The 14,150-nt window shown below is 51.3% G+C and carries 9 protein-coding genes and 1 pseudogene; 8 read left to right on the top strand and 2 right to left on the bottom strand.

Annotation, left to right across the window (positions count from 1 at the left end; translation table 11 throughout):
• The first annotated feature begins 174 nt into the window (after positions 1-174).
• Complete coding sequence (locus AWJ19_RS08415; RefSeq protein WP_241781657.1) at positions 175-615, top strand: phage holin family protein; 441 nt, start codon at positions 175-177, stop codon at positions 613-615.
• A gap of 11 nt (positions 616-626) precedes the next feature.
• Positions 627-1,259, top strand: coding sequence for a lysozyme (locus AWJ19_RS08420; protein WP_068722854.1), 633 nt, complete (start codon positions 627-629; stop codon positions 1,257-1,259).
• 144 nt (positions 1,260-1,403) lie between these two features.
• Here the strand turns inward: AWJ19_RS08420 and AWJ19_RS08425 are convergent, their stop codons facing one another.
• Both AWJ19_RS08425 and AWJ19_RS08430 read right to left on the bottom strand, forming a co-directional pair.
• Positions 1,404-1,682: a hypothetical protein gene (locus AWJ19_RS08425; RefSeq protein WP_068722856.1), complete on the bottom strand. Its 279-nt coding sequence runs from the start codon at positions 1,680-1,682 to the stop codon at positions 1,404-1,406.
• 296 nt (positions 1,683-1,978) lie between these two features.
• A complete protein-coding gene (locus tag AWJ19_RS08430; protein ID WP_068722858.1) occupies positions 1,979-4,327 on the bottom strand; it encodes an AraC family transcriptional regulator in 2,349 nt (782 codons plus the stop codon).
• A gap of 252 nt (positions 4,328-4,579) precedes the next feature.
• Here AWJ19_RS08430 and AWJ19_RS08435 point away from each other — a divergent pair, with 252 nt between their 5' ends.
• The 6 genes and pseudogenes from AWJ19_RS08435 (at position 4,580) to AWJ19_RS08455 (ending at position 14,035) form a co-directional block, all read left to right on the top strand.
• Positions 4,580-5,518 (top strand): ABC transporter permease subunit, encoded by a 939-nt coding sequence (locus AWJ19_RS08435; RefSeq protein WP_068722860.1) that lies wholly within the window; start codon positions 4,580-4,582, stop codon positions 5,516-5,518.
• Positions 5,519-5,528: 10 nt separating this feature from the next.
• Entirely contained in the window at positions 5,529-5,969 is a 441-nt protein-coding gene (locus AWJ19_RS34690; protein WP_128083542.1) for a carbohydrate ABC transporter permease, read from the top strand.
• A complete protein-coding gene (locus tag AWJ19_RS33940; protein ID WP_082707771.1) occupies positions 5,882-6,412 on the top strand; it encodes a carbohydrate ABC transporter permease in 531 nt (176 codons plus the stop codon). The genes AWJ19_RS34690 and AWJ19_RS33940 overlap by 88 nt, the downstream gene beginning before the upstream one ends.
• A 76-nt stretch (positions 6,413-6,488) precedes the next feature.
• Complete coding sequence (locus AWJ19_RS08445) at positions 6,489-8,021, top strand: extracellular solute-binding protein (RefSeq protein WP_068722862.1); 1,533 nt, start codon at positions 6,489-6,491, stop codon at positions 8,019-8,021.
• A gap of 32 nt (positions 8,022-8,053) precedes the next feature.
• Positions 8,054-9,098 (top strand): annotated as a pseudogene (locus AWJ19_RS08450) (glycoside hydrolase family 130 protein).
• A gap of 239 nt (positions 9,099-9,337) precedes the next feature.
• Positions 9,338-14,035, top strand: coding sequence for a polysaccharide lyase family 8 super-sandwich domain-containing protein (locus AWJ19_RS08455; RefSeq protein WP_068722864.1), 4,698 nt, complete (start codon positions 9,338-9,340; stop codon positions 14,033-14,035).
• Positions 14,036-14,150 lie beyond the last annotated feature (115 nt).

Genomic DNA, 14,150 nt, shown 5'->3' on the forward strand with positions numbered 1-14,150 from the left:
CCTAAATTCATAAATATGAAGAGCACGCTGAAGAGCGTGTTTTTATTTTGCCCTCGAATCCCCGGGGGCTATTATATATCAAATTGGAAGCGGGGTAGATAGTAAATGTTGGATCATCTTAGACAAATTGGAACTACAGTGATGACAGCAGCAGTTGGCTCGGGAGGAAAGGAGGTGGCCGTGGGCGGAGCGGTTTCAGCTGGCGGCTTGTTAGCAATGGCGGCAGGGTGGCTGGGTGGATACGACAAACCCTTGGAGTTGCTGATTGTGCTCATGTTGGCTGATTATGCCAGCGGTGTGGCAGGGGCATTCAAAACCAAGACGGTATCATCGGACATTATGTTTTGGGGCGGCATCCGGAAGATCACCGTGCTCTTTGTCATCGGCTTGGCTGCTTTGGTAGATGGCTGGGTGCAGCCTGGAGCGCCAGTATTCCGGATGGCGGCAATCCTGTTTTATGCCGGCCGGGAAGGGTTATCAGTGATCGAGAATTTTGGTGTTCTGGGAGTTCCGATGCCCGACAAACTCAAAGAATACCTGCTGCAGCTTAGTGAGGACAAAGCCAAGAATAACCCGGCAAAGCCGGAACATCCCGATAACAATCAATCAGCATAGGGGGAATGGAAGTGAGTCGTAAAATATCAGAATCGGGCATTAAGCTGATTAAAAAGTATGAAGGCTGCCGCCTCACGGCATATAAGCCGGTGCCGACAGAACAATATTGGACAATTGGCTGGGGGCACTACGGTAAAGATGTTACGTCAGGAATGACCATCACGCAGGCTAAGGCTGACAGTATGTTGGTAACAGATCTCGCCAAGTATGAGGTCTATGTTAATAGTTCGGCTTATGTGCCTGTGACGGCGCAGCTCACGCAGAATCAATTTGATGCGCTGGTGAGCTTTTGCTACAACTGCGGAGCGGGTAATCTTCAGATCCTTTGCAAAGGTCGGACTATCACGCAGATTGCGGATAATATCATCAAGTATGATAAGTCCAGCGGTACGGTATTGGCAGGGTTGACGAAACGGCGCAAGGAAGAACAGGAGCTTTTCAATAAAACTATTACGGCCGAGACGGTCAAGGGGGACGACAAATTGGAACTGACAACTTATCAATGGACAACGCTGCGGAATGGAGTTAAGGCTCTGCTGGATGCCGGGGTGATCAAGGATGAATCCTGGTTGGATAAGATCGACAAAAAAACGCTGACGACTTCAGAACTTGCGTGGCTGACGTTTGTTGTTGCTAAAAAGTAAAATCCCAAACGCTTGGGAATTTGGTTTACAAAATTCCGTGAGAATGTTAATCTGACGTTACACGAACGGAAGCGCCGTAGCGTGCAGTCCGAAAGAATCGGCAAAGCCCGTCAACCTCAACTGGTCGGCGGGCTTTTTTGTTAGTTAATACTTTGAAAATAGAGAAACATCGGCTGCAGCAATATAAAAGTGATTAACATCTATGCGTCCCCCTGGCCAATATCGAATCTCGAAAACGATGCCTCTCTTGCCGACGAGTGCAACGGCAATTTTCTGATCTCTGCCTTTTGTGGTGAATGTATGATCATAAGTAACTCTTATATCTGCTATAGATGATTCGTCAAATATTTCAGTTACCCGCTTAACATCCGCAACCACTTCAGCGCAACTTACTCCAAATAACCATTCATAATCAATTTTCATCGATAAGTGCCTCCTTTGTATTTTATTAAGTACAAAGTAGGAGACGACTCCCCTCGGCTCCATATGGAGTATGAGAGAGTACCTTAATTGGTACTCTTTTTTCATGTTTTCGGGAGATAAGCAGGGGTGTATTGTGGTCATGAATAGGCGAGAGAAAGGGGGGCAGAAACACAGTGGTTAATGCCCCGCAAACAGTGGCTATGGCTTCTGAAAGGCCTCTGTGTCACGAGTCAGGAAGCCGATCACTTTTGAATCGACAATTGCTTTCTTACTGCTTATTAATAGGCCTATTGTTCCTAATCCTCCCGGCCGGTTGCGCGTTGTACCTTTTCTGTTTCGGTTCTATGCTTTTTCCGGTACTGGGCCGGAGTCATTCCGTATACCTTTTTGAAGCTGGAATAAAATGTGTTGAGCGACGTGAATCCGAAATGCTGGACGATGGGCTCAATGGGTGAGTCGGAGGCGATTAACTCCTGACAGATGAAGCTTAGACGCTTCTCCGAGATTTTGTCCGTAATGGACTGGGTTGTCTCTGCTTTATATAAACTGCGGAAATAATTTACAGATAACCCCAATTGATCAGCGACCATTTTTGCGGATAGGTTAGGATCGGTTAGTTGCTCTTCAATGAACCGGTCCGCCTGCTCGATCAGAGCCGTGTTTTTGGACAGACTGCGGGCGGCGACGATGTCTTCAAGCGTCTTGGTCACCAGTGCTTCCATCCATGGCACCACATTCTCCATCGTCTCCTGCTGGTTGATCTGTTTCTCGATGGAGGTTAGCCCCCATGAGCTGGTCAACGGCTGAACGGAGTGCTCCTGCATGAGCCGGCGTATATCCATAAACAAGGTAATCAGCGACATTTTACATTCAAAATAAGGCATTTCACGCAGCTTGACTACGGCTGAGCGTATCACCTCCAGAACCGTATCTGCATTCCCCTTGGGAAGGGCCTGAGCGATCTGCCGCTCTTTGTTCACAGGCAAGTGGTACAGTTCTCCGGGTGCATCCGGCAGCCATGCCTTCACAATAAGCGCTCTGTGTCCGAACCGGAACCGTTCCTGCGTCAGTTCATACGTCTCCATATATACCTCATGCATGTCGGTCAGGCCGGGCAGCGTTCTACCCCAGGCAACAGTCGTTCCAACGGACAAATACTGCTCTATTAACTGCTGGGATACTTGCAGCTTCTTCACATATTCTTCGGACAACGGGACGGACAGGACAACGGCTACGTGATCGTCCCCCATGTCCACCGTTTGCAGCTTGTGCCTGGACGATTGCAGCGACTCTTGAATAATATTGGACATGGCGAACCGGAGCAGACGCCGGTCCTTCTCCGGGTAGGTCTCCGAGAATTCTGAGAAGTGGTCAATCCGGAAGATAACCACCGACAGCTGATCCATCGGCAGGTCAATGCCCCACTCCTGAAATTGAGCACCTATTTCCTGTGCGGAATGGTAGGTCTCCCCGAGAAAATCCCGTAAAAACCTCTCTCTGCCCAAAAACTTGTTAAGCCGCCATTGCTCGGTCAGCTCATTGATCTGATTATGCTGGGCTGTAAACACATTGGATAAGTAGTCCAGTTCATTGGTGTTGTATCCCAGACCAGGCTTTTCTGCCTGATGCTGCCGCATGACTCTAGTAATCAGCTCTTGAATGGGCGAGTATACCCGTTTGGAAATGAGCACGATGACGGTCAAGGAAGCGATGAACAGGGCGATGAACAAGATCAGGCTGGTGTTGCGAAGAACCGTAATTTTCCTCAGAATGACAGACTTCGGTACCGTTTCGATAAAGGTCCAATCCTGGATTCCCTTGATGGAGATGGCGGTGTAAACCATTAGCTGCTCTCCCTGAGTCCGGGGATGAAAGAGCTTCCATCCGCTTCCACCCTTAATCACGTGGCTCCTCAGCTCCGCAATCTGTTCCTGCTGCAAAGAAGTGCTGCTAAACACGTTCTCATCCCGGTCATTCAGCACGGCAACGGACCGGTTAGGATAATTGGAATTGTTCTGAATCAGGGTCATGAGGTTCTCTGTATCTACATTCATCACGAAAGCGGAGATCGAACTGCCTCTTTCGTAAAATCTTATAATGGTCATCACCTCTTTGGGCGTATTCCCGGTAAGAGGGAGAGACAGGGTTCTTGGAATGAGCACGCTGTGATTCGCAGTAACCGGGTCCCGCAGACGCTTAATGATGTCCTGATCGTAGAAAGTTCCCGCATCATTCAATCCAAGTCGGGAATCGACTACCGTATTCGTGTAATCGTTGATGAGGTAGACCGAGTCAATAGACGGATTGGAGTTCTTAATGTCCATAAGCCGGCTCCATACCTCGAAAGTTTCAAAATCGCTGTATTGATCCGACAAGGCATATACCTTAAGGGTGCTGTCATCGCTAGAGGAGAAGCTGAATTCCAGTGCCCATTCCATCAGCCGCGCGGTGTTCTGGGCGCTGTTCACCAGCAGGGATTCGGAATGATCGCCGATCTCTTCCAGAAGCGTCTTGGAGGACTGCCAATAGAGCAGCGCAAAGGATATACCCAGCACCAGAACGTTTGCACTGACAAAATAAAAAATAAGCCTCATATAGGTAGGATGCTGCTTCAAGGATGCGAGGAGTGGACGTCTGAATTTCATGCTGGAACCTCCGTAATCATAACTTCCGAGCTCATAAATTGTAGATTTATTATAGCATACCGGACATTTTCGTCTTCAGAATCGTTTATTTCCGAAGTAGTGTTGTTTTTGGGAATTTCGTAAATCTGCGCTTGCAGGATAAATTGGAGCTTTTCTGAATTGCCGTTGCCGCAGGGGCTTGATAAGGTAACGGCAGAGATAACGGGACGCGGATGCGTTTGCCGGTCTTGATGAGAGGGGGGATGTAACAAGATGCAATACCAACTTAATGCAAATAAGGGGTCCAAGCTGAAGCATATTATCCGGAATCCATTTCTATATGCTATGGCTGTACCGGGGCTGTTATTTTTTCTCGTGTTCAGTTATTTTCCTATCTACGGGATTATAATCGCCTTCAAAGACTATAATTTTGCCAAAGGCATTACGGGAAGCGATTGGGTCGGTTTTAGGAACTTCGATTACTTTTTTACTTCAGATGATTTCTGGGTCATTCTGCGTAATACGCTGGTGCTGAACATCCTGTTTATTGTGTTTACTACGGTGGCTGCGGTGATGATTGCTCTTATGTTCAATGAAATCCGCAATAAGTATTTCAAACGAATTTCACAGTCGCTCATTTTCCTTCCTTACTTTATGTCCTGGATTGTGGTAGGAATGATCGTCCAATCCTTATTTGGCGGAGAAGAGCCGATGATTAATGCCTGGCTGATGAATCTCGGGATGGAACCGGTCAACTGGATGTTTGAGTCCAAGCTTTGGCCCTACATTCTGACGGTAATCCGTGTATGGCAAGGAGCCGGTTATCTTTCGATTATTTTCCTGGCAGCGATTACTGGCATATCGGAGGATTTGTATGAGGCTGCCCGGATTGACGGGGCGTCCAAAATTCAGATTGTGCTGCGCATTACGCTGCCGCTGCTCGTTCCTACAATTATGGTTATGACTTTGCTGGCCGTAGGCAAGATTTTCAATGGTGACTTTGCCATGATCTATGCCATCATTGGAGACAATTCATCGCTCTATCCGACTACCGATGTCATTGACACCTTCGTCTTCCGCTCGATGAGACAGCTGCATGACTTCGGCATGTCCTCGGCGGTTGGCCTCTTCCAGTCGATAATGGGTCTAATCTTCGTCATTACCGCCAACTGGATAACCCGAAGAGTGTCTAAAGAATCTGCTTTATTCTAGGAGAAGAACTATGAGACAGAAACAGAGCGCTGCGGATCGAACTTTTACGGGATTTGCCCATACGTTCATTTTGTTGTTTACCTTATTTTGTGTGTTTCCTTTTCTGCTGATGATTATCGGCTCTTTTACGGACGAAGAGGAACTGATTGCCCACGGTTACACTTTATTTCCGCAAACCTTATCGCTGGATGCGTATAAGGCGGTTTTACAATCGGATGTGCTGTTCAACGGCTATGCAGTCACGATCTTTATCACTGTCGTAGGCGCATTAACCGCGTTATGCATCTCGGCAATGCTCGGCTATTCGCTGGCTAACAAACGGAATGTCCTGCAGACACCGTTTCTGTTTTTTGCTACCTGCCTATGCTTTTTTCCGGAGGCATCATTCCATTTTATATTGTGGTCAGCCAGTGGCTGCATTTGCAGAATACCGTCTGGGTGCTCATTCTGACGATGTTATGCCAGCCGTTCCTCGTCTTTTTGCTGGTCAGTTTCTTCCGTACCATTCCTGAGGAATTGGAGGAGGCCGCAAGAATAGACGGAGCGAATGAAATGAGGATTTTCTTTCAAATTATGATTCCGATCTCGAAGCCGATTCTGGCTTCCGTCGGCCTCTTCTATGCCTTGAACTACTGGAATGACTGGTTTATGGGACTGATGTTCGTGGATAATGAGAAGTTGTTCCCGCTGCAGCTGATTCTGCGCCGGATGGTCTCCAATATGGAAGCGGCCAAAAATCTGATTCCCTCCGGCGCAGCCATTGCCGTGACGCCACCTACCTATGGCGTACGGATGGCGACGACCGTATTGACGATCGGTCCGATTGTCCTGCTGTATCCCTTACTTCAAAAGTATTTTGTCAAAGGTCTAACGGTAGGAGCGGTAAAAGGTTAACGAAGCATTTCCGGCATTAACCGGATTAGTCCGGGTGAATCATAGATTGTTTTCATAGACAGGGGAGGATTACAGAATGAGGTTAAAAAAATGGGTTGGCACAACGACGACAGCGGTATTGGTATCCTCACTGATGCTGGCGGGCTGCGGCGGCAATACGAAGACGGACGGCAATGAGGGAAGTTCTGGAGCGAATACGCAAAGCACTGCACCCCAAGCGAAGGAAACGGTGACGTTGAAGGCCTATTTTCCAGGGGATAAACCGGCCGGATTTGATGCTGTGCTGCAGGCGGTCAACGACAAATTGAAAGCGGATAACGTCGGAGCGGCCTTGAATGTTAATTTCTTGCCTTGGTCCGATTACGGGAATGCGGTCTCCGTGAAGATGTCTGCCGGCGAAGACTTCGATATGTATCTGGATGCCCCATGGTTATCCATGAATCAGATGATCGAGAGCAATTCGTTAATGGAACTGGATGCCGGAGTGGAGCAGCGTCCGGAGCTCAAAGCATCCATTCCCGAGGAAATGTGGAATTATAACAAATTCGGCGACAAAATTATGGGGATTCCGCTGGGCACTACCCAAGGTCAGCTCTACGGCCTTCTAATCCGCAAAGACCTGCGCGAGAAATACGGACTTCCCGAGCTAAAAACCCTTGGCGATCTGGAGAAATTCTTGTATACGGTCAAGGAAAAAGAGAAGGATGTGAAGCCCTTCGTCATTAACGGCATCAAAGCCGATAAACTCCCGTTTATCCTGAGCGAATCCGCGAATCTGGCGCTGAATGAAGTGCTTGAAATTGGTGTCAACATGTTCGCATATTCCATTAAGGACAAGAAGGTAACCGGCCAATGGGCAAGCCCGATGATTGCCGATGGTTATGATCGCGTCACCAAATACTATAAGGACGGCATCATCTCCAAAAATATCGCGCAGGAACAAAATGCAGAAACACTGTTCAAGCAGGGTAAATATGCAGCTACCTATTATGCGGCGGATGGTGTAGAAGGATTGAAATATTCGGAAATGCTGCAAGACGGCAGCGACAAGCTGGAGATTTTCATTCCGAACGGGGATAAGGCCAAACCGTATACCGCTTTCCAGCAATGGAATTTCCTGTGCATTCCGGCTTCCTCCAAGCATGCTGATCTGGCTCTGGATGTAGCCAATTGGTTGTCGATTAAGGAAAACCACGATTTGATGGAATACGGCATTCAAGGTAAAGACTGGGAACCGGTCGGCGATTCAAGCTATAAGGTGCTGTCCAGCTATTCCTTCCCGGGCTTTGTGTTGACCTGGCGGCCAACGCTGAACCGCACGCCGGACACGATGATGAAGGATGACAAGAAGTGGTTCGACTTCTCAACCAACCCGGACAATTTCACGCTCAGTCCAACGGCAGGCTTCAACTTTAACGCTGAAAAGGTGAAGACGGAATATGCCAAAATCACTCCGCTTCACGATTCCACCTTCCTGCCGCTTAGCCAGGGCTTGGTGCCTGCTGAAGAAGGCAAGAAGATAATGGACAAAAAAATGGAGAGCCTCGGCGGACAAAAAGTAATGGATGAAATTCAGGCGCAAATCGACGTTGTCACATCCGGTAAATAACAGCGTTAAAAATACTGAAAGAGGTATTTCACATGAACATAACACGCAGCGCGCAAAATCCTGTTATACGGGTCCGGGACGTTGTCCCCTCCCGCCCCGACTTTCGGGTGCTGGGTGCGTTTAATGCAGGCGTTGCGCAGTTAGGGGATGAAACGATCCTTTTACTGCGCATTGCGGAAGCGCCGATATCGGACCGGGCGGACGAGGTGCTCGTCCCCCGGCTGAATGAGGCAGGTACAGATGTACGGGTGGAGCGCTACGACAAAAACGATCCCGCCTATGACTTCTCCGACTCGCGCTTCATCGCAAGGAACGGACGAACAGTCATGCTCACTTCCTTATCCCATCTGCGGGTGGCGCGAAGCATAGACGGCATACATTTCGAAATTGAGCCGCAGCCGGCCCTGTTCCCGGAACACGCTCTGGAAGCGTGGGGAATTGAAGATCCGCGTGTGACCCAAATCGGAGACATCTATTATATTACTTACAGCTCCGCCTCGGCTCACGGCGTTGGCGCCGGACTGGCTGAGACCCGGGATTCCGGACATTCAAGCGCCGCGGATTGATGCTGGCTCCTGAAAATAAGGATGTCATCTTATTCCCGGAAAGAATTAACGGCAAATACTATGCGCTGCACCGTCCGGTGCCGAACTCGTTCGGCTCTCCCGAGATGTGGATCGCCGAATCGCCCGATCTTGACCATTGGGGGAACCACCGTTTCCTGATGGGGCTTAGTGAACAAGGCTGGGATTCAGCCCGTATGGGGGCGGGGCGGTTCCGATTCGAACCGAATGCGGCTGGCTGGCGCTGTACCACGGAGCGGACAGCAAGCACCGCTACTGCATGGGCGCGGTGCTGCTTGATCTGGAGGACCCGTCCAAGGTAATTGCGAGATCCCGCTTACCGATATTGGAGCCGGAGGCTGCCTATGAGGTGAATGGATTCTTCGGCAAAGTCGTGTTCTCGTGCGGTGCCCTGCTGTTGGATCAGACGGTACGCATGTATTACGGAGCTGCGGACGAAGTGATGGCAGTGGCGGATATCCCCTTGGAGGATATATTAAGTACGCTATGGTAACAAGCTGGAGGCAGTGCAAGCTGCCTTCTTTCGTCCGCACAAAGGAAAGCGCTATCATTTACGGTTTTAATTTTAGAGGGACAAAGGAGTGAATGTGCATGGCTGACAAAAAGCAGAGGTATGTAATGAGGTGGACATGTCTTGTTATGGTTTGTTCGATGATATCGTCCATATGGTTCTATTCGCCAGCATCGGCAAGCGCATCCGGGCCGGTGAGCGCTTCTCAAGAGACCGCTGAAATGAAATTAATGAAAAAGCGGATGGTCGATTTTTACGTATCCAAGGATATCATCAACGACGGTACGAACGGCCGGGTCGAATGGACCTTCAAATCACAGGCTGGCACTTACTTATCCAATCAAAACGCTAATGGAAGCTGGGGGGATGTAGATTACGCGAATACGACCTCCAGTGCCAACGGGCGGGCGTGGTCGCCTTATCTCGCCCTAGACCGGATGCAGTCGATGGCCCAGGCGTTTGCTGACCCGAAGGGTCCCTACTATCATAATGAAACCCTGCTGGGAGGTATTCAAAAGGGGCTCGACTATTGGTTTACGGTAAAACCGACTTCAACCAACTGGTGGGAGACCGGCATCGGCAAGCAATTAAGACTGGCAAAAATTGCGGTTTTATGTGAAGGCTATTTAACTGCAGAACAAGCTTCCAATATTATCGGCACACTGGACAGCAGTCCTAACACTGTCGATGGAGCCAATTCGTCCTGGTACAATCAGAATTATATGATCCGCGGCCTATTGCTGGAGGATGCCCAGAACGTCCGGAACGCTGTGGAAGCGTTCAACGTGCTGTCGAATGTGACGGCGACCGTGACCGGCATCCAGTCGGATATGTCGTTTTTCATGCATGGCAAAACGAATTATACGACAGGCTATGGAAGAAGCTTTGCCAGAGATATGTCATTCTGGGCGTATGTCACCTCGGATACCTCATTCTCGTACAGCAAGGCGGCGATTGATTCGTTATCATCCTACCTGCTGGATGGCACCCGGTATCTCGTGAGAGGCGATGTTGCCGATCTGGGGATGGGGATGAACGGACCGGAATGGCCGGGTTATGAGAGTTCGGCTCTAACCTTCTATGAAGATCCGCTTCAGTGGATGCAGGCGGCCAATCCGAAGCGGGCTGGGGAATTCGCGAGTTTCCTGGCCAATATCCGCAGCTTCGGCACCAGCACGGGCAACGGAATGGATGCGAACAACATGACGCAATGGCAGACGCTCGTCTCTTCCCATATGCGGAAGGATTATGGAATTACGGTTAAGATGGCTTCCAAAACGGTCAAGGGCGGCGAATGGAGAACTATTAACCCCGGCGGATATAACCTGCTCTACTGGACACCGCAGGGAGCCACGGCCATTCAGAGAACCGGCGATGAATACAGACCCGTATACCCGCTGATGGACTGGGCGCATGTTCCCGGCACGACGGCCCCCTACGTACTCACGAAGGATACGAACTTCAACAATCCCAAAACGTTTGTAGGCGGCGTAACCAATGAGCGTTATGGAGCCACCGCGTTTGACTTTAACAAGCTGAGCACAAGCGGTAAAAAAGGCTACTTTTTCTTCGATGATGAAATGGTCGCGCTGGGCGCAGGTATCACCTCTACGAATACCGCGCCGGTGCACACGACACTGAACCAAAGTCTGGCAGTAGGCGATGTGCTCGTAGACGGCGCTGTCATCCCGGACGGTACGAAGAAGGCCAACGGACGCTGGGCGTATAATGATAAGATCGGTTATGTTTTTCCAGACCCGACAGATTTTCAAGTGAAGCATGAGACGAAGACCGGTCAATGGAGCGACGTCATCACAGGAAGCTCAACAGAGCCGATCACCAAACCGGTTTTCTCCCTATGGCTCGATCATGGCGTGAAGCCGGTTGATGCTTCCTATGAGTATATCGTATTGCCGGATAAAACCCCCGAAGAGGTCGGCAGCTACGCAGCCGTGAACCCGATTAGTATTCTGTCCAATACGCCTTCGGTTCAGGCGGTGCGGCATAATGCTCTTGGCATTGCGGAATTGCTGTTCTATCAGCCTGGGACAGTGAAGGTAAAAGACGGCTTGACGGTCACAGTGGACCAGCCGTCCATGGTGATCCTTGACGAATCCGTGACACCGGTCCGCATCTCGGCTGCTAATCCGGAAACACCGGGGATTACAGTGAACGTGACGCTGAACCGGGACGGAGAAAAAACCACAACCACCTACAGACTCGGCAAGGATACGTTTGCCGGCCGTAGCGTGACCCTGAACGAGGGAGCCTCGCTCGACGACAGGGGCTTCGATCTTGCTTACAGTAAAGGAGCGACGGCTTCCTCCAGCGAAGGCAAGCAATTTGCCTCGAATGCTACAGATCTATACAGAAGCTCCTATTGGAGCTCCAGTGCTTCGGACAACGAGTGGATCTATGTCGATCTGCAGGACTCTTATATGATCAATAAAGTTAGGCTAAACTGGCATAAGGCCTATGGGAAAAGCTATAAAATTCAAGTGTCGGAGGATGCGGTCACCTGGAAGGATGTTTATACAACCTCGATGGGTGACGGCGGAATCGACGATATTTCCTTCGGTAAGGTTCGTGCCAGGTTCGTGTGGATGCAGGGCGTTCAGCAGGGGACCGGAGACGGCTACTCGCTGGCTGAATTTAACGTATTTGAAGCGGTGGCGCCTAATCTCGCCGAAGGCATGCAGGCAAAAGCAAGCTCATCCAAAGCTGCCGACGTGTCTCCCGGAAATGCAGTTGACGGGTCAATGACAAGCCGCTGGGGATCTAACTATTCTGATCCGCAGTGGATCTACGTCGATCTGGGCTCCAGCCAGTCCATCGCGAAGGTCATGCTGCATTGGGAAAGTGCATATGGGAAGGAGTACGAAATCCGGGTCTCCGACAACACACAGGACTGGAAGACCGTATACAGCACCGCGACCGGAGACGGTGAAACGGACGAGATCTCCTTCGATCCGGTGAATGCAAGATACGTTCAGATGTATGGCCTGAAAAGAGCAACCACGTACGGCTACTCGCTCTGGGAGTTTAAAGTGTATGGTCCAGAGAACGTAGAAAGGGTTCCCGCCCGGCTTGAACTGGAGGCAACCCCATCTTCGGTGGCGGCTGGAGGCCAAGTATCGGTTACGGGAGCCGTCTACGACAGCGGTGATCTTCCGCTATCCGGCGTAGAGGTCGAAATCACGGCCGCACCCGGCAGCATCGAAGCTGCGAAAGCCGTAACAGACGCGAACGGCCAGTTCAAGGCGGTCTATACGGCGCCATCCGCAGCCGGTGATGTGAGGATCACAGCCGTTCTTCCGGCAAGTCCGGCCGTGACAGATACGATAACCGTATCTGTGAACCCGAATGTACAAGTGCCCGCCCGGATTGAGCTTCAGGCAGCGCCGTCTTCCGTGGCGGCTGGAGGCGAAGTATCGGTTACGGGAGCCGTCTACGACAGCGGCGATCTCCCGGTCTCCGGCGTAGAGGTCGAGATCACGGCTGCACCCGGCAGTATTGAGCCGGTTATAGCAGTCACGGACGCGAACGGGCGGTTCAGCACAGTCTTTACTGCGCCGCCTGCTGCCGGAGAAGCGACAATTACGGCAGCGGTGACCGCGAATCCGTTCGTGAGAGGGACGGCCACCGTACACGTAGACGGCGTAGTACAAGTGCCTGCCCGGATTGAACTCCAGGCAGCAGCCTCTTCCGTGACGGCAGGAGGCGACCTATCCGTTACCGGAGCCGTCTACGACACCGCTAATCTTCCGGTCCCGGGTGCGGAGGTTGAAATATTGGCTTCGTCCGGCAGCCTCAAGACGGTAAAAGCCGTCACGGATGCGAACGGGCGGTTCAGCACAGTCTTTACAGCACCGCCTTCTGCGGGAGATGTGATTATTACAGCCAGCTTGACCGCGAGTCCGGCAGTGACGGATACGATAACCGTCTCCGTAATTAAGGCCGCACCAGTACCCGTTCTTATCGAACTCCAGGCGACGCCGTCAGCTGTGACGGTCGGTGGCGATGTATCCATTGCGGGAATCGTCTACGATGGTGACAATCTTCCGGTCTCCGGCGTGGAGGCTGAAGTCATAGCTTCAGCCGGCAGCTTCAATACGGCTAAAGTGCTCACGGATGCGAATGGCCGGTTCAGCATGGTCTTTACCGCACCATCTGCCGCCGGAGAAGTGACGATTACGGCGGTCTTGACCGCGAGTCCGTCCGTTACGGGGAAAATAAATGTATCCGTTAACGAGCGTTCAAACGGCGAAAGCGGAGGTCCTCCGGGAGGTGGAGCGCCCGTGATCCCGCCAGTAACTCCAAATCATCCGAAGGATGATCCACAAGAAGGCACCGATACGCCGGATGTTCCGGTACCCGGTCATGCTTTGGCGGATATTGGCGGACATTGGGCCGAAGCCAATATCCTGGAGGCCGCACAGAAGGGAATCATCACAGGTTACCCGGATGGTTCGTTCCGTCCCGACCGCACGGTGACGCGCGCTGAATTCGCGGTAATGCTGGCGAAGGCGCTGAAGCTTCAGAACGAAGAAGCCGTCCTGTCCTTCAAGGACGCGGACCGGATCGGGCAGTGGGCCCGGTCAGCTATTGCGCGGGCCGTAAGCCTGGGTCTTATCCAGGGCGATGCGAGCGGCAACTTCCGTCCGGATGCGCTACTCAGCAGATCGGAAATGGCCGTAATGCTGGCGAGAGCCTTGAATCTCGTGCCTGAAGCCCGCTCAGCCGGATTCGCAGATGACCGCGACATCCCGGCCTGGGCTGCAGGAGCGGCAGCCGAGATGAAGAAGCTGGGCATTATGCAGGGTAAAGGCAACAACAGCTTCTTTCCGAACAATGCCGCGACGAGGGCGGAGACAGTCACAGTTCTGCTCAGGATGCTGGCAGCCAAGGAGCAGAAGTAAAAATAAGCAGGGGGGAATGTCCCCCCCTTCTCTGCTCAGATTCCCGATATTCAACCTGTTCCAAGGGGGATTATGATGCAGTCCCCTCTCTCCGGCCAACATAGTGCCGTCATTT

It is taken from the genome of Paenibacillus sp. DMB5 (assembly GCF_001517085.1).
Classification (GTDB): domain Bacteria; phylum Bacillota; class Bacilli; order Paenibacillales; family Paenibacillaceae; genus Paenibacillus_AQ.

What these genes read in the sequence shown, in the direction of transcription:
- AWJ19_RS33940 (WP_082707771.1), top strand. Translation starts at nt 5,882, where the DNA reads ATGCTTTTTTCCGGAGGCATCATTCCATTTTATATTGTGGTCAGCCAG.
- AWJ19_RS34690 (WP_128083542.1), top strand. Translation starts at nt 5,529, where the DNA reads ATGAGACAGAAACAGAGCGCTGCGGATCGAACTTTTACGGGATTTGCC.
- AWJ19_RS08445 (WP_068722862.1), top strand. Translation starts at nt 6,489, where the DNA reads ATGAGGTTAAAAAAATGGGTTGGCACAACGACGACAGCGGTATTGGTA.
- AWJ19_RS08425 (WP_068722856.1), bottom strand. Translation starts at nt 1,682, where the DNA reads ATGAAAATTGATTATGAATGGTTATTTGGAGTAAGTTGCGCTGAAGTG.
- AWJ19_RS08455 (WP_068722864.1), top strand. Translation starts at nt 9,338, where the DNA reads ATGAAATTAATGAAAAAGCGGATGGTCGATTTTTACGTATCCAAGGAT.
- AWJ19_RS08435 (WP_068722860.1), top strand. Translation starts at nt 4,580, where the DNA reads ATGCAATACCAACTTAATGCAAATAAGGGGTCCAAGCTGAAGCATATT.
- AWJ19_RS08430 (WP_068722858.1), bottom strand. Translation starts at nt 4,327, where the DNA reads ATGAAATTCAGACGTCCACTCCTCGCATCCTTGAAGCAGCATCCTACC.